Source organism: Candidatus Neptunochlamydia sp. REUL1, assembly GCF_963457595.1.
GTDB lineage: Bacteria > Chlamydiota > Chlamydiia > Chlamydiales > Simkaniaceae > Neptunichlamydia.
Window position 1 is genome coordinate 607,297 of sequence record NZ_OY735137.1, and the last position, 14,889, is coordinate 622,185.

A 14,889-nucleotide genomic window follows, 5' to 3' on the forward strand; every position below is an offset into this window, starting at 1 on the left:
CTTGATCTCTGGAGGATTATCCTTTATAACGGGAGATCCAAGCTTAGTAATTGGACAAGCAGCAAAAACGGCAATGAACTCTTTTGGCAATACAATCGACCCTGAAGGAAAAGATCAGGCAGTGCAAGTCTTAAAGCTATTTGGAGGCTTTGGTCTTGGTAGCGCAATGGGAAGAAATTCCTGGGATCTAGGAACGGCTCTTGGTGTTGATCTTCTTGACCTAGCAACTCGAGCAGAAAAGACAGGAAAAGGAGAGTCTGCCTTAAGAAACCTTGGTGGATCTGTACTCAAAGGCGCATTAACGCAAGATAAGAAAAAGCTAGTCTGCCAAGCACTAGGTTGTAGCGTAGCTGAGGCTGTTAATCAGCTTCCTGAGACAGATGAGACAACGCCGCTTGACATACGCATCGCAAGAGCATTGATATCCAATGGAGATGTTCAAAGTCACTACATTAAGCAGTACGTTGACCAAAAGTTCAAGGAAGCTCCTAAACCAAAAGTTGGCGGAGAACTTACTCCAGAAGAACAAGAAAAATACCCCAAGCAAGAACCAACTCTGGCAGACTTACAGCAGCAAGAAGACAGCAAGCAACATGCTCTAAAGATCCAAGCAGCACAAAATGAGCTCATACAAAAAGAAGCTGGTGTTGCAGAAGCAAATAAATACCTCAATGAGAAATTTGCAAAGTATCAAAAAGCCTGTGGTGCATTCAACTCTGCAACTAAGGAATTGAGCAAAGTCATCAAGGGAAACGAGAATCTATCAAAGGCGATAGAAGAAAGAGATGACGCCCAAAAGACACTAGATAGTCTACAAGGGATAGAGAGAATTCCAGTTCCAGAATCTAAACCTGAAAAGCCCAAGAAACCCAAAACAGTAGTAGGAAAAGCATGGAATTGGATAAAAGAAAACGTTGCAGTAAGCGGTGAAATATCTGCAACTAAGATGCCGCTGTATACCACGAATCCATCTACCTCTTCAGATAGATATGTGCCAAGAGAATTGTCTCAAGCCCCTCCATCTCCGAATAGACCACAGATAAGGGAGCCTAATGCAGGACAGTGGGAAAATGTTCAGGCGATGCAACAAGGCCAACTCTTCAACAAAAACATGCAATACCAAACGCCTGTTGTAGATAATAGCCCTAAAGCCCCCTTGAATTATCAAGCTTACTGGGGGCAAGGTCTGGCAAACAATGTGCAAGTGCCACCAATGGAGCTTAGAAGTCTTGGGAGGAGTAATCCTGTAGATATAAGACCAGCGCATAATAGACCACTTCAAATGGCTGGTTTTTCTGGATCTATGGAGTTTGCATTAATGGATGTAACTCTCCAGTCAAGGTCTGCTATAGATGCTTTAAAGACGGTGAAAAGCGCTGCTGTTAACGACTTCACAAAAAGCATTCCAAAGGGTGGTGCTAAAATTCTCCGAGGCATCTGCAGCTTAATGCTTCCTGATATGTCTGACGTGTCCGGAGCTGAATGTCCAAAAGAACACTTTAAAAGATTCTCGGCTAGCGCGCTATTGAAGTATGACAAGCTTGTACATATCAAGGACCCTCATTCTTTCGGAGCAAGAGCTGGGGAGTTCGTTGGTGAGATGATTTCTTTTGGAGGTGTTGGAAAGGTCATAAGAGTCGCAGAAGGCATTAGCGTACTGGGCATGGCTTGTGAAGGCGGCGTAGTAGGCCTCGTTATGGCAGAAGCTCATGACACCAATAAAGCAGCTGGGGTGGCCTTTGGTTTTGGTTTTGGTGGTGCAGCAGGTTCGATACCGAAAGCATTTAGAGCTTTAAAATCTATGAGCACTGTTAGTCCACTACAGGACAGGGCACTGTCCACGGTAGCCTTTAGGCATGAAGTGGGTAGGCAGTTGATAGAGAACCGCATACTACGATGTAGTTTTGTTAGTGATAAGACTGCGTTAAATCTTGCTAAAAGAAAACTCACATATATAAAACCCTTCGATATACCATACGTAAACAAGGGCCCAGAGCTTGAGTGGTGGAAAGTTGCTTCTCCAAAAATTGATCGTCTTAAGAGAGTAGCTAAAACACCAAAAAAATTCTATGAGTCACTAACAAGAGAGTTTTCAGGTGATAACCTCTCAGAGTTACAAATACGTAGGGTTTTAGATTATTCTGGATTTAAGTCTTTTGAGAATCCAAAGCTCTTTCCCACTGAATATGTAGCGGAATTTGCAAAGAAGAATGCAGGTATTGTTTTTAGAAAGCCTGGGACTGTATACGAAGAAAACATTTTAATCAGGATATGCCCAGGTCTTCGCAAAGAGAATCCAGTGACTGCGATTATTGAGGGTAAACAGATGAATGGTACTATGAGACAGCAGACCCATTATGTGGTTCAGTGTAAGAATAATAAATTCTTAACCACAGATGGTAAATGGATAACAAAACCAGATGAAACAACCCATATTCAATTAACTGAGTATCAATTTAAGGGATGGGAATAATGATACCTGAAGAGATAGAAAATGAAGCAAGAGATCTTAGGGAAGATAAAAGCATATATCCTCTATTTCTTGTAGACGAGTTTAGAAAGGCGAGAGAAGAAACACGCACAGAAAAAGAAACAGGAAAAAGCATTCCTTACAACCCAACTAAAATCACCGATTTTTTACAGCTCATTCGCACTACATGGGTCATCTCCAATGCAGAATACCAAGAGCGCTTCTGGGTAAGGCAAGAGCCTCCTATGATGGGAGATAACTATATGGAAACCCTAGAGACTTTTCTGTCCAATGGAGAAGCTGTTCTTCTGGCGAATGATGCTGGAAGAGTTTCTATGACTGCTAAGCAACGAGAAGTGCTACAGAAGCTATACGATATGATAAAAGACTTTGAAGCAGATGACGAAGTTCCAGACGACCCAGGATACGGCCTTAACGACTCTGCAATTATTGCTGATCCAAAATGGCATAAGATACAAGCATACGCCAAGCTCGTATATGAGGAGATCACAGGAGACGACCTCGATGCATGGGAAAAGTCTCGCCCCCCAAGAGAAAAACGTCCAGAGATAAAGCAAAGAGACGCAACAACTGAAGAAGTTCATGAAGAAGAAAAAAAGATTTACCCAAGTTTTCTTATTGAGCAATTCAAAAGACGCCAGCATATCCCTGAGACGAGTCTTGAGCACTGCCTGATCAACGTGTATTTAGAAATCTGGACGATATCCAAACAAGAGTATCAAGAGCGCTTTTGGGTGAGGAAAGAGTTTCCCCTATACGACGAGGAAAACTGCATGAAAACGTGCTCTAGGTATCTATGTGATGTAATAACAGTCATACATGGTGCTGAAGATAACAAGCTTGATGTGACAAATAAGCAATGCAAGGTGCTCAAGAAGCTCTCTGAAATGATCGAAGACTTCAAAAAGGACCCTAATAGACCCAATGACCCAGGATATGGAATCAACGATGGTGAGCTTATCGAATGTAAGCAGTGGCAAGAGATTCGAGACTATGCTAAGCTCGTATATGAAGTAATTACAAAACCCTAAAAATCGACGTCCATATTTGCGTTCTAGATAGTGTCGTCAAGAAATTTTGAATTTGATATACTTTGCTGTCTTATACCAATGCAACAAAGGATGTAAAACCAGAATGAAAAATCCAAAGCAATCAGAATCCTTTAATAGGTTAGAAGAAAGCACAAATTCTTATGAAACAAAAAATATTGACCCTAACACATTCGAAATCAAAATAGTGACCTTGCCCCGATTTTGTGGACGGTTTTAATATAGGCTTTTTTGGTACTTTTCTTCAAATTTTGTTGGGCTTAGGTATCCCAATGTTGAGTGTCTTCTTTTAGTATTGTAATAACACTCTATGTAGTTAAATATTTCATTTTAGTTATAATTTTTTGAATGACATATTCGCTAGATTTTAGAAAAAAAGTTCTATCGATCCGAAGCAAAGAAAAATTAAGCTTTGCCCAAGTAGCAAGACGCTTTGGAGTAAGTGTAAATAGTGTGTTTCTCTGGTCTAAGAGGTTAGAGCCGAGGCGCACTAAAATCAGACCTGCAATAAAGATTGATAGAGAGATCTTGATGGAGGATATCAAGAAATACCCTGATGCCTTCAACTATGAACGAGCACATCGTCTCAAAGTAAGCACTTCAGGCATTCGGTGTGCCATGAAGAGGTTAAGAATTAGCTATAAAAAAAACTCTCAACCATCCCAAGGCCTGCGAAACAAAAAGACAAATCTTTCAAGGAAAAATCGCAGAATATAAACGTTTGGGAAAGCCAATTGTATATATTGATGAAAGCGGGTTTGCCCATGATATGCCCCGCACCCACGGTTACTCCAAAATAGGACAGCGATGTTTTGGCACTCATGATTGGGGAGCAAAAGGGAGAACAAATGCAATAGGGGCATTACTTGGAACAAGCCTCCTTACACTTGCGTTATTCGAGTGCAATATTAATACAGACGCCTTTTCCATTTGGGCAGAGGAGGACTTGCTACCGAAACTTCCCTCTGAAAGTATTCTGGTTATGGATAATGCTTCATTCCATAAAAGCAAATCTATGCAAGAGAAGATCCAGGCTGCAGGCCATACCTTGGAATATCTTCCTCCCTATTCCCCTGATCTAAACCCTATTGAACACAAGTGGGCACAGGCAAAGTCTAAGCGAAGAAAATATCAATGTGGAATAGACGAACTTTTCAAGGAGCACTGCCTATAACTAATTTAAGTCACTTTATCTATAGAGTGTTATTACAATACTAAAAGAAGACACTCAACATTGGGATACCTAAGCCCAACAAAATTTGAAGAAAAGTACCAAAAAAGCCTATATTAAAACCGTCCACAAAATCGGGGCAAGGTCAGCTTTTCTATAATAAGGCTGGAGATATAATTATAGAGTCGAAGGATGGTTTGAGACAGTTTAGGATTGATTTGCTGCGAACCCATCCCCATGACAATCCTCATTCTCATCTGATAAAATATAAAGTCAAAAAGGGTCAAAAGAAAGAAATTATCAATGAAAGAGTTTTTCCAAAAGACGTTAAACAGAGGTAATTATGGAAGAACAATATAGCATGGTTCAAGAGTGTACAGACAGCTACCGCGTAGAAGAAAAAGGTAACAAGGGAATTGAGATACATATGAAAATCCCCAAGAGATTTGAAAATTTATGGATATGTAAGTTATCTGATTTAAGAACAACAATGGAAGAAATTAAAGAGATGGAAAAGGATGAATAGGGCTAAAACACCATGAGCAGTTGCCCATTTCCGCTCTCGTCTTCTATTAAGAACAAATCCTGCTGATCATCGAAGTTTAACTCCAAAGACTCCTGAAGTTTCTGCAGCATCTCATCATCTGTTAACATGTCTTATAACATAGCAAAGAACGCTATTTTTCAACATGTAGCTTTTTATGCACGACGGGTCTAAAATATTTTTGATTTTGAACGACTTAACGCCAAGATTCTTAAATTTTTAATGTTCCGAATCTGCGCACGAATAAAAAATTTGAAAACAACCTAATTTCTTCCTTATAGCTAAAGTGACTTAAATTAGTTATAGGCAGTGCTCCTTGAAAAGTTCGTCTATTCCACATTGATATTTTCTTCGCTTAGACTTTGCCTGTGCCCACTTGTGTTCAATAGGGTTTAGATCAGGAGAATAGGGAGTAAGGTACACCCCATTGTCAAGACAGTTTTTTTGTGATTTTCTAGGAGACTTTTCGTCTCGAATGTTTCTTCATTTTACGGACGTCTTCCTCAAGGAATGTCAAACGATTAGTGATACCGTGATTGGAATCTATGGCTTGTGAGTCCTTATGATTTATTCTTCCAGCTGTTTTTAGTTTTATGTGTTCCAATAATCGACTTCTTTTAGAGAGGTTTTTAATTCATCCAGCTTTACCAACCAGACATTTTTAAACTTCATCGGAACAGCTATTTTGATTTCGAATGTGTTAGGGTCAATATTTTTTGTTTCATAAGAATTTGTGCTCTCTTCTAACCTATTAAAGGATTCTGATTGCTTTGGATTTTTCATTCTGGTTTTACATCCTTTGTTGCATTGGTATAAGACCAGGGACTTTTCATAAAAAAGACTTTACAGAGGTGTCGTTGATTAATATTCCAAGTAGTTTAATAAGATAGCTATCGTTCCACCCAGCTAGGCGCCGTCTCTTTGCTATCCCTTTTGTTCCCTTTGCATCTACCTGAAGTATCGACTGCGCCATTCGCCGAAAAACCGCAAAATTCTCAGGGGCATTACCCGTGCTTATACAACAGGCATCTTCTTTGAAAACTACGTCCATCATCCAATGAAGATGGTTCTCTATTCCCCAGTGCCCTCGCACTAGCTTTATCGCCTCCTGAGGAATTAAAGAAAGGCTTGAGATGTAGTGACGTTTTTCTACGCTAACTTTCCCCCTAACTTCTCGTCTTGAAGTTACTTCGATAAGAGTCTTTAAGTCTTGCCACTCTTCTCGACAGTCTAACCATTCTAGGTTACTGGCTACAGCAACTTCTCGCTCCTCGATTCTTCCATGAGCTTTTTCAATTTTCTTGGCCCTAGCACACTCTGCCCCTTCATATTCAACCTCCCTTGCCTGATCGAAGAAGTTTTGGGCTTCATCATGTAAAGTTCCTTGGTTGCCTTTTAGAGCTATCACGTAATCGCCTCCTGCCCTGCGAATGTCTTCCACAATTTTTTTCTGACAGCCTGCAGCGTCAATAGTGATAATTGATCCTTTGATATCTATGGCTTTTATCAATTCTGGAATGGCAGTAATTTCATTTGATTTTTCCTCTGTTTTGACTTGGCCTAGCAACAAACTTCGACCTGTTTCCCAAGCCGAGACAAGATGAACTGTTTGCTTGGATGCCCCATTGAGCCTTTTACCATCGATTGCGATAATTTGCTTTTTCACTTCAACAGGAAGAGCTTTCATCCATCGAATGAAAGTCTCTTGTAATTTTTGGGGGTTTAGCATAACGAGAAGCCACCAAAACACTGTATAGCTGGGAGGTTTTTTGATTCCAAGAAGCCGTTGGAATAAGCTGATTTTTGTACATGCATACTCATGAATATGGATGATAGCATTAGCCCCAGCTATGACCGCTGCTAAGATAATGACTAGTAGGGCAACCAACGGATACGACAAGTTATCTTTAGCACGTGGATCTTGGATATCTTTGAATTCTATTTCTATGGACTCAATGAAGGCTTGCTGATCTAGGGGTTGATCTACTTCAGAATAGAACTTGGCCACTTGTTTCTTTGACATAAACACCTCTAAGTTAATCAGAAGTGTTATCTTCTGTTAAATCTTAGTCGATGTCAAAACTTTTTTATGAAAAGTCCCTGGTATAAGACAGCAAAGTATATCAAATTCAAAATTTCTTGACGACACTATCTAGAACGCAAATATGGAGGTCGATTTTTAGGGTTTTGTAATTACTTCATATACGAGCTTAGCATAGTCTCGAATCTCTTGCCACTGCTTACATTCGATAAGCTCACCATCGTTGATTCCATATCCTGGGTCATTGGGTCTATTAGGGTCCTTTTTGAAGTCTTCGATCATTTCAGAGAGCTTCTTGAGCACCTTGCATTGCTTATTTGTCACTTCAAGCTTGTTATCTTCAGCACCATGTATGACTGTTATTACATCACACAGATACCTAGAGCACGTTTTCATGCAGTTTTCTTCATCGTATAGGGGGAATTCTTTTCTGACCCAAAAGCGCTCTTGATACTCTTGTTTGGATATCGTCCATACCTCTAAGTACACGTTGATCAAGAAATGCTCAAGACTCGTTTCTGGAATATCCTGACGGCTTTTGAATTGTTCGATTAGGAATGCTGGATAGATCTTTTTTTCTTCTGCATGAATTTCTTCATCTGTGGCGTCTCTTTTCTTTATCTCTGGGCGTTTAGCTCTTGGGGGGCGAGACTTTTCCCATTCATCGAGGTCGTCTCCTGTGATCTCCTCATATACAAGCTTGGCGTATGCTTGTATCTTATGCCATTTTGGATCAGCAATAATTGCAGAGTCATTTAGACCGTATCCTGGGTCGTCTGGTACAGTCGGATCTCCATCAAAATCATCTACCATCGTGTATAGTCTCTGTAGCATTTCGCGTTGCTTAGCAGTCATAGAAACTCTTCCAGCATCATTCGCCAGAAGAACAGCTTCTCCATCAGACAGAAAAGTCTCTAGGGTTTCCATATAGTTATCTCCCATCATAGGAGGCTCTTGCCTTACCCAGAATCGTTCTTGGTATTCTGCGTTTGAGATTTTCCAGATCTCTGTACACAAAGGATAGAAATCGGTAATTTTTGTGTTTGGTTGGTCATTGATTTCAGGGTATGTATTTAATTCTATGATTTTTTCAGATATGAAGTGCGGATAGAATTCTATTGTATCTCGTTTTTGACTCTCTGTCATTTTTTTAGGCTTAGGTATCATTATTCCCACCCCACAAATTTATATTCAGATAATGGGATATGAGTTAATCCCTCTTTAGATTTATTTTGAACAGCTTTTGGATCAATCCATTCACCTTCAGTCGTAAGCTTAAACTTTCCTTTTGTCTGAACCACATAAGGCGTTTCCTGCCTCCAGTTGCCCTTTACGACCTTACCCTCAATAATTGCAGTCACTGGATTCTCTTTGCGAAGACCTGGGCATATCCTGATTAAAATGTTTTCTTCGTATACAGTCCCAGGCTTTCTAAAAACAATACCTGCATTCTTCTTTGCAAATTCCGCTACATATTCAGTGGGAAAGAGCTTTGGATTCTCAAAAGTCTTGAACCCAGAATAATCAAGCACTCTGCGTATCTTCATCTCTGATAGACTGTCACTTGCAAACTCTTTTCTAACAACTTTGTATAGTTCTTTCTTATCGGAAACTACTCGCTTAAGAGCATCTATTTTAGGGCTTGCAACTTTCCACCACTCAAGCTCTGGGCCCTTGTTTACGTATGGTATATCGAAGGGTTTTATATATGTGAGTTTTCTTTTAGCAAGATTTAACGCAGTCTTATCAACAGTGAAACCAGATCTTAGCGCATGATTTTCTAGTAACTGCATGCCTGCTTCATGCCTAGATATGGATAAGCTCAATGCTCTATCTTGCAGTGGACTAGCAGATTTCATAGTCCTCAACGACCTGAATGCTTTCGGTATCGAACCTGCTGCACCACCAAAACCAAAACCAAAGGCCACCCCAGCTGCTTTATTGGTGTCATGAGCTTCTGCCATAACGAGGCCTACTACGCCGCCTTCACAAGCCATGCCCAGTACGCTAATGCCTTCTGCGACTCTTATGACCTTTCCAACACCTCCAAAAGAAATCATCTCACCAACGAACTCCCCAGCTCTTGCTCCGAAAGAATGAGGGTCCTTGATATGTACAAGCTTGTCATACTTCAATAGCGCGCTAGCCGAGAATCTTTTAAAGTGTTCTTTTGGACATTCAGCTCCGGACACGTCAGACATATCAGGAAGCATTAAGCTGCAGATGCCTCGGAGAATTTTAGCACCACCCTTTGGAATGCTTTTTGTGAAGTCGTTAACAGCAGCGCTTTTCACCGTCTTTAAAGTATCCATAGCAGACCTTGACTGGAGAGTTACATCCATTAATGCAAACTCCATAGATCCAGAAAAACCAGCCATTTGAATCTGTCTTTGAGGAGAATCTCCTCGAGGAAGATCTGCAGTTCTCTCTAGCATTCTAAGCTCCATTGGTGGCACTTGCACATTGTTTGCCAGACCTTGCCCCCAGTAAGCTTGATAATTCAAGGGGGCTTTAGGGCTATTATCTACAACAGGCGTTTGGTATTGCATGTTTTTGTTGAAGAGTTGGCCTTGTTGCATCGCCTGAACATTTTCCCACTGTCCTGCATTAGGCTCCCTTATCTGTGGTCTATTCGGAGGTGGAGGGGCTTGAGACAATTCTCTTGGCACATATCTATCTGAAGAGGTAGATGGATTCGTGGTATACAGCGGCATCTTAGTTGCAGATATTTCACCGCTTACTGCAACGTTTTCTTTTATCCAATTCCATGCTTTCCCTACTACTGTTTTGGGTTTCTTGGGCTTTTCAGGTTTAGATTCTGGAACTGGAATTCTCTCTATCCCTTGTAGACTATCTAGTGTCTTTTGGGCGTCATCTCTTTCTTCTATCGCCTTTGATAGATTCTCGTTTCCCTTGATGACTTTGCTCAATTCCTTAGTTGCAGAGTTGAATGCACCACAGGCTTTTTGATACTTTGCAAATTTCTCATTGAGGTATTTATTTGCTTCTGCAACACCAGCTTCTTTTTGTATGAGCTCATTTTGTGCTGCTTGGATCTTTAGAGCATGTTGCTTGCTGTCTTCTTGCTGCTGTAAGTCTGCCAGAGTTGGTTCTTGCTTGGGGTATTTTTCTTGTTCTTCTGGAGTAAGTTCTCCGTCAACTTTTGGTTTAGGAGCTTCCTTGAACTTTTGGTCAACGTACTGCTTAATGTAGTGACTTTGAACATCTCCATTGGATATCAATGCTCTTGCGATGCGTATGTCAAGCGGCGTTGTCTCATCTGTCTCAGGAAGCTGATTAACAGCCTCAGCTACGCTACAACCTAGTGCTTGGCAGACTAGCTTTTTCTTATCTTGCGTTAATGCGCCTTTGAGTACAGATCCACCAAGGTTTCTTAAGGCAGACTCTCCTTTTCCTGTCTTTTCTGCTCGAGTTGCTAGGTCAAGAAGATCAACACCAAGAGCCGTTCCTAGATCCCAGGAATTTCTTCCCATTGCGCTACCAAGACCAAAGCCTCCAAATAGCTTTAAGACTTGCACTGCCTGATCTTTTCCTTCAGGGTCGATTGTATTGCCAAAAGAGTTCATTGCCGTTTTTGCTGCTTGTCCAATTACTAAGCTTGGATCTCCCGTTATAAAGGATAACCCTCCAGAGATCAAGGCACTACATAGATCATCTTTTAGCTCGTTTCTATGTTTATTTGAGAGCTGATGATCTCGTATCTTTTGCTGCTCAGCGTAGTGCTTTGCTGCTGTCCAGAGTGCTATCGCTCGAGTGAGATCTTCCTTTGTGAGTCTTGGTCTTTCGATGCTTTCTTTAGAGGGGGATTGCTTGAGATAGATCTTAACCTCTTCAATGTCTTTCTTGAGCCACTCTGATACCAATAGGCTGCTGAATATCTCCTTCAGTGCTTTCATGCATTTGGGAAATAATCTAGGAAATATGGGAAACTCTCGCAAACAGGTATCGTGAGTATCTAGTTGAAATACATCTCCAATCTTTTGTCCTGCTTTATTCAGAGATTTTATAAGCTGCCCCTTCAGGCCATACTCTTCTTCAAGGATCTTCTTGAGCTCAAGAATCACTTCTTCTGTTGGTTGATGATAAGTACAGTGGATATCTGAAAAGTCTCCAGCATCTATGGTGTATTCGACTTTTTCACTCACGTCTGCATAGCCTCGAAAATGATCAGCTAACAAAATAGATGCTTCTTTAGCTAAGTTGTTAACACCACGTATCTCACGGAAGAAATCAACAAAAACCTTTTGAAAGCGCTCATCTTCCTGCTGCTTTCCCAAAACAAAGAAATAACTTTCTTGAATCTTCCTATTGACTTCTCTATGCAGGCGTTGGATGTTCCGTGTATTGGCAGATATCCTCTGTTGAGGGCTCGGATACCAGGGATCTACAGAACTAAACAACTCTTGGTATTTAGCCTTTGGGAGCCTTAATGGTAAATCTCTTGGTAGCGGAGATGTCGATGGTGAGCTAGATCCAGAACTATAACCGCATGACTTGTCACTAGAGATGGAGCTTATGGAGCTTGCTGATGGACTTGATGGAGGCCGGAGGTCCTGCGGTGGTCTAAGATGTGTTAAATTCTGCATCGGCTCATGCTACTAGTTTGATCAAGATGCCATAAGAGCTTAATCGATAGCGGTTATCTAGTCAAAGATTTACAACCACATTGACCTTTTTTCAAGAAAGATCGTGGGGCATGCTGTGGAAGGACATATGAAGAAAGAACTTGTTATCAAAGCTCTTAAGCAAGCAGTAAATAGAAGAGGAGCTCAAAAGAAGAAAGTGATTTTTCATAGCGACCAAGGGGTGCAATACGGAGCCAATGAGCTGAATAAATATATGAAGCAACTAGGTTTTGTAGGAAGCATGAGTGGGAAAGGTAGTTGCTTTGATAATGCGGCTATGGAAAGCTTTTTCAGTTCTTACAAAAGAGAGTGTGTTCACAATCAGGCTTATGAATCACTAGAAGTTGCTCAGAAAGAAACGTTTAACTATATAGAATGCTATTACAACAACAAACGCAAACATTCAACATTGGAGTATTTGAGCCCAAATGAATTTGAGAAAAAACATGAAAATAGTCTATGTTAGAAGTGTTTACAAAATTGGGGGAAGACCACTCTCTATCAATCTTTATTGCAGGTCTGATTTTAGTGCGCCTCGGCTTTAACCTCTTAGACCAGAGAAACACACTATTTACACTTACTCCAAAGCGTCTTGCTACTTGGGCAAAGCTTAATTTTTCTTTGCTTCGGATCGATAGAACTTTTTTTCTAAAATCTAGCGAATAGGTCATTCAAAAAATTACAACTAAAACGAAATATTTTAGCTATAGGAGCCGTATGAATCGAGAGGTTCACGTACGGATCTGTGAGGACGTGAGGGGGAAGTTCCCTTGCGTTACTCGACCAATATCTCAAGGGATTAAGTAGAAGGCTTTAGCCCAATCCTTCAGAAGCACTACTCGGCTTTGTTTACCTTTTCGCACACTTTTTACGAAGCTATTTATCTGTAAAACCATGTAAAGCAGTCTCGAAATCTCCTATAAAGGAGGCTATGGGAGCGCCTGAGCGGATCAAAATAATTTGATCTTTTTTAGAGATTTAGTGATGATTAGACTCTGGTTGTATTAGAATTTTAAATGGGTGGATTTTGAAGGACTTTGACTCTCATAAAAATCATGTTTTAGAATATAAAAAATTGGCGAAGAAGTAAAGGTTGAGTAATCTTAAAGCGGGGCTTAAGCAAGTTATAGCTTTAGTAAGTTTACAATTGATTTCAGGAATGGATGGCTACTATGTGAAGCCTCTTGCCATTTTGCTTGGAGCTTTTTCGATATTTTCTATTGTGCAAGATTATGTTATTTCTAGGTTCTTGGACCGAAAAGTTGTTGCTACTCTTTTAGAAGGGCTAGACTTAGAGAAGAGAAATACGAGTTTACAAAAATTTTTCTGTATTCAAGATTTTGGTAATCAGGGTATTGACTACGGTTTTGTTTGTTTCTATACTAGCTCATAAGATGAACAAGATTCTTTTTGGCGAAGCAATTTACACAGAAAAGAGTCGACTGATTATCGGGATTATTGGTGTCTTAGTGGGAGTGGTAACATGTGTTTTGTACTATCAACCATATGATTCTCTTGAAGAGGCAAAAAGAACAGTCAGTATTTTGATCAAATAAACCAAAAAAGGGAGCTTGCTATCAAAGAACTTATAGAAAAGGAGAACAATATTTGCGATAACAACAATTCAGTCTTCTTTAAAGAAGATCTCCCAACTCACTCCAGAGCTTTGTCACTAGAAGTCTTTATTATGAGTTTAATATGACACAGGCTACACTCAAGCAGCCAACCAAATACTCCAGCCTATGGACTGTGCTTTATTATAACCCTGAAAAAAGAAAAGAAAGGGACTTAAAAAAGGGGTTAATAGAGTATGATTTTTTGCTTTCGATTGTTAAGCAGGTAGCTATTCATATAAAAAACCATGAGCTTGAAAGATTCGATGCTTTAGTTGGAGAAAATTCATGTCAAATTAGAGCTATAAAAGTAGCATTAGCAGTATCGACAATCACATCCACGCGTCTCAATCAACTTATTGATCAAATTCAAGATTTGATCGTCCATGTAAGAAAGATACTTAGTCAGCGTTCTATAGAAGTGTTGATGAGACAGGGTGTGTCATTACTTCATGTTATTATAGAACATGGAGTTGATATTGCTCTAACCTCTGATGAACTTTTTATTTTAAGGTCATTCCTTTTATGTGAAGCCAAGTCATCTGTTCCAGATGACGCATTTATGCCCGCACTATTGAGAAAAGAGAAATATTCTGCGAAAGCATTAAGAAATAAGTATCCCCACCTTTCTTACTCCTTCATTGCTAAACTTACAGATAATTTGAGGGTGCAACTTGCTAGAGACTCAGTAAAATTTGTCAGAAAAGTGGCAGCCAAAATAGGAGACAATGACCTTAAAAGAATGGTATCTTCAGATTACGAAATCGTACATAACAAACTTGCCTGCATTCCTGCCTTTTGGTCTTTTAAGGCATTATTCTACTATGCCCAAACCACAGGCTTACCATTAGCATTTCATGCAAAATTCTTATCTTATGGGAAAGAGCCATATCAAGTTATCGATGAAGATCTATTGTTATTCAAAACCTGTGGTTCAGTAAAGCACTATCAAATAGCTGATTGCTCTAGTTTTGATTCCAACAATCCTGTGTGTGTCGTTGAAGGTGCGTTAAATGCTAGAATTAATAAAACTGCGTGGAGAAAATCAATGAGAACAATGACTCCTTTAGATGTTTTAATGGCAGCAGCAGCAGATCATCGACAATATCCTAAAGAAGGTCACCCACTTCCAGCGAATAAAGAATATAATTATTTTAAACACCTCGCTGGAAAATATGGATTTGCCTTGTCCAATCCAACGACTTTTTTCATTCGCCATATTTATCCATCAACAATTTCCCATGTAATTAATAAAGTTGATATAACAAATTCTGACAGATTAACCATAGAAAGGTACGTGTGAGATAATTTGTATATATAAAATTGAATAAAAA

At 39.9% G+C, this 14,889-nt stretch carries 17 protein-coding genes and 1 pseudogene; 10 read left to right on the forward strand and 8 right to left on the reverse strand.

All coding sequences use genetic code 11. The features are described 5' to 3' along the window. Position 1: 1 nt before the first annotated feature. Positions 2-2,473 carry a hypothetical protein gene (locus R2I63_RS03500; RefSeq protein WP_316358934.1) on the forward strand — a complete coding sequence of 824 codons (2,472 nt, stop codon included), beginning with the start codon at positions 2-4 and terminating at the stop codon, positions 2,471-2,473. Beyond that, positions 2,473-3,522, forward strand: a complete 1,050-nt coding sequence (locus R2I63_RS03505; protein WP_316358937.1) for a hypothetical protein — start codon at positions 2,473-2,475, stop codon at positions 3,520-3,522. The genes R2I63_RS03500 and R2I63_RS03505 overlap by 1 nt, the downstream gene beginning before the upstream one ends. 234 nt (positions 3,523-3,756) lie before the next feature. Here R2I63_RS03505 and R2I63_RS03510 read toward each other — a convergent pair. After that, a pseudogene (locus tag R2I63_RS03510) lies at positions 3,757-3,867 on the reverse strand (IS3 family transposase); the annotation flags it as partial. A gap of 21 nt (positions 3,868-3,888) precedes the next feature. On the opposite strand from R2I63_RS03510, the gene R2I63_RS03515 reads away from it, so the two are divergent. From R2I63_RS03515 to R2I63_RS03525, 4 genes are all read left to right on the forward strand, one after another. Then, on the forward strand, positions 3,889-4,257 hold the full coding sequence (locus R2I63_RS03515; protein WP_316358912.1) for an IS630 transposase-related protein: 369 nt from the start codon (positions 3,889-3,891) through the stop codon (positions 4,255-4,257). Continuing rightward, complete coding sequence (locus R2I63_RS03520) at positions 4,244-4,714, forward strand: IS630 family transposase (RefSeq protein WP_316359728.1); 471 nt, start codon at positions 4,244-4,246, stop codon at positions 4,712-4,714. The genes R2I63_RS03515 and R2I63_RS03520 overlap by 14 nt, the downstream gene beginning before the upstream one ends. 21 nt (positions 4,715-4,735) lie before the next feature. Further along, positions 4,736-4,831, forward strand: coding sequence for an IS3 family transposase (locus R2I63_RS10605; protein ID WP_445083672.1), 96 nt, complete (start codon positions 4,736-4,738; stop codon positions 4,829-4,831). 223 nt (positions 4,832-5,054) lie between these two features. Further along, complete coding sequence (locus R2I63_RS03525; RefSeq protein ID WP_316358940.1) at positions 5,055-5,237, forward strand: hypothetical protein; 183 nt, start codon at positions 5,055-5,057, stop codon at positions 5,235-5,237. A gap of 2 nt (positions 5,238-5,239) precedes the next feature. On the opposite strand, the gene R2I63_RS03530 is transcribed toward R2I63_RS03525, so the two are convergent. The 6 genes from R2I63_RS03530 to R2I63_RS03555 form a co-directional block, all read right to left on the reverse strand. Next, positions 5,240-5,365: a hypothetical protein gene (locus R2I63_RS03530; protein ID WP_316358943.1), complete on the reverse strand. Its 126-nt coding sequence runs from the start codon at positions 5,363-5,365 to the stop codon at positions 5,240-5,242. A gap of 190 nt (positions 5,366-5,555) precedes the next feature. After that, positions 5,556-5,678, reverse strand: a complete 123-nt coding sequence (locus R2I63_RS03535) for a transposase (RefSeq protein WP_316358945.1) — start codon at positions 5,676-5,678, stop codon at positions 5,556-5,558. Between the two features lie 168 nt (positions 5,679-5,846). Further along, positions 5,847-6,038, reverse strand: coding sequence for a hypothetical protein (locus tag R2I63_RS03540; RefSeq protein ID WP_316358948.1), 192 nt, complete (start codon positions 6,036-6,038; stop codon positions 5,847-5,849). A 46-nt stretch (positions 6,039-6,084) separates the two neighbouring features. Then, positions 6,085-7,278: an ISAs1 family transposase gene (locus tag R2I63_RS03545; RefSeq protein ID WP_316358951.1), complete on the reverse strand. Its 1,194-nt coding sequence runs from the start codon at positions 7,276-7,278 to the stop codon at positions 6,085-6,087. Between the two features lie 156 nt (positions 7,279-7,434). Beyond that, on the reverse strand, positions 7,435-8,463 hold the full coding sequence (locus R2I63_RS03550) for a hypothetical protein (protein WP_316358952.1): 1,029 nt from the start codon (positions 8,461-8,463) through the stop codon (positions 7,435-7,437). Beyond that, positions 8,463-11,903, reverse strand: a complete 3,441-nt coding sequence (locus tag R2I63_RS03555) for a hypothetical protein (protein ID WP_316358954.1) — start codon at positions 11,901-11,903, stop codon at positions 8,463-8,465. Before R2I63_RS03555 ends, R2I63_RS03550 begins: the two co-directional genes overlap by 1 nt. Positions 11,904-11,982: 79 nt before the next feature. Here R2I63_RS03555 and R2I63_RS10610 point away from each other — a divergent pair, with 79 nt between their 5' ends. After that, positions 11,983-12,408, forward strand: coding sequence for an IS3 family transposase (locus R2I63_RS10610; RefSeq protein WP_445083673.1), 426 nt, complete (start codon positions 11,983-11,985; stop codon positions 12,406-12,408). Here the strand turns inward: R2I63_RS10610 and R2I63_RS03560 are convergent. Next, complete coding sequence (locus R2I63_RS03560; protein WP_316358956.1) at positions 12,305-12,613, reverse strand: hypothetical protein; 309 nt, start codon at positions 12,611-12,613, stop codon at positions 12,305-12,307. The two genes, R2I63_RS10610 and R2I63_RS03560, sit on opposite strands and share 104 nt — an antisense overlap. 422 nt (positions 12,614-13,035) lie before the next feature. Here R2I63_RS03560 and R2I63_RS03565 point away from each other — a divergent pair, with 422 nt between their 5' ends. The 3 genes from R2I63_RS03565 to R2I63_RS03575 all read left to right on the forward strand — a co-directional run bounded on the left by R2I63_RS03565 (position 13,036) and on the right by R2I63_RS03575 (position 14,858). After that, positions 13,036-13,335: a hypothetical protein gene (locus R2I63_RS03565; protein ID WP_316358958.1), complete on the forward strand. Its 300-nt coding sequence runs from the start codon at positions 13,036-13,038 to the stop codon at positions 13,333-13,335. A 1-nt stretch (position 13,336) separates the two neighbouring features. Next, entirely contained in the window at positions 13,337-13,498 is a 162-nt protein-coding gene (locus R2I63_RS03570; RefSeq protein ID WP_316358960.1) for a hypothetical protein, read from the forward strand. Between the two features lie 142 nt (positions 13,499-13,640). Beyond that, positions 13,641-14,858 carry a hypothetical protein gene (locus R2I63_RS03575; RefSeq protein WP_316358962.1) on the forward strand — a complete coding sequence of 406 codons (1,218 nt, stop codon included), beginning with the start codon at positions 13,641-13,643 and terminating at the stop codon, positions 14,856-14,858. Positions 14,859-14,889: the final 31 nt, after the last annotated feature.

Bases quoted from the DNA above. Each gene is read 5' to 3' on its own strand.
- R2I63_RS03555 (WP_316358954.1), bottom strand. From the start codon at position 11,903: ATGCAGAATTTAACACATCTTAGACCACCGCAGGACCTCCGGCCTCCA.
- R2I63_RS03545 (WP_316358951.1), bottom strand. From the start codon at position 7,278: ATGTCAAAGAAACAAGTGGCCAAGTTCTATTCTGAAGTAGATCAACCC.
- R2I63_RS03540 (WP_316358948.1), bottom strand. From the start codon at position 6,038: ATGAAAAATCCAAAGCAATCAGAATCCTTTAATAGGTTAGAAGAGAGC.
- R2I63_RS03550 (WP_316358952.1), bottom strand. From the start codon at position 8,463: ATGATACCTAAGCCTAAAAAAATGACAGAGAGTCAAAAACGAGATACA.
- R2I63_RS03560 (WP_316358956.1), bottom strand. From the start codon at position 12,613: ATGACCTATTCGCTAGATTTTAGAAAAAAAGTTCTATCGATCCGAAGC.
- R2I63_RS03570 (WP_316358960.1), top strand. From the start codon at position 13,337: ATGAACAAGATTCTTTTTGGCGAAGCAATTTACACAGAAAAGAGTCGA.
- R2I63_RS03575 (WP_316358962.1), top strand. From the start codon at position 13,641: ATGACACAGGCTACACTCAAGCAGCCAACCAAATACTCCAGCCTATGG.
- R2I63_RS03525 (WP_316358940.1), top strand. From the start codon at position 5,055: ATGGAAGAACAATATAGCATGGTTCAAGAGTGTACAGACAGCTACCGC.
- R2I63_RS03505 (WP_316358937.1), top strand. From the start codon at position 2,473: ATGATACCTGAAGAGATAGAAAATGAAGCAAGAGATCTTAGGGAAGAT.
- R2I63_RS03530 (WP_316358943.1), bottom strand. From the start codon at position 5,365: ATGTTAACAGATGATGAGATGCTGCAGAAACTTCAGGAGTCTTTGGAG.
- R2I63_RS03515 (WP_316358912.1), top strand. From the start codon at position 3,889: ATGACATATTCGCTAGATTTTAGAAAAAAAGTTCTATCGATCCGAAGC.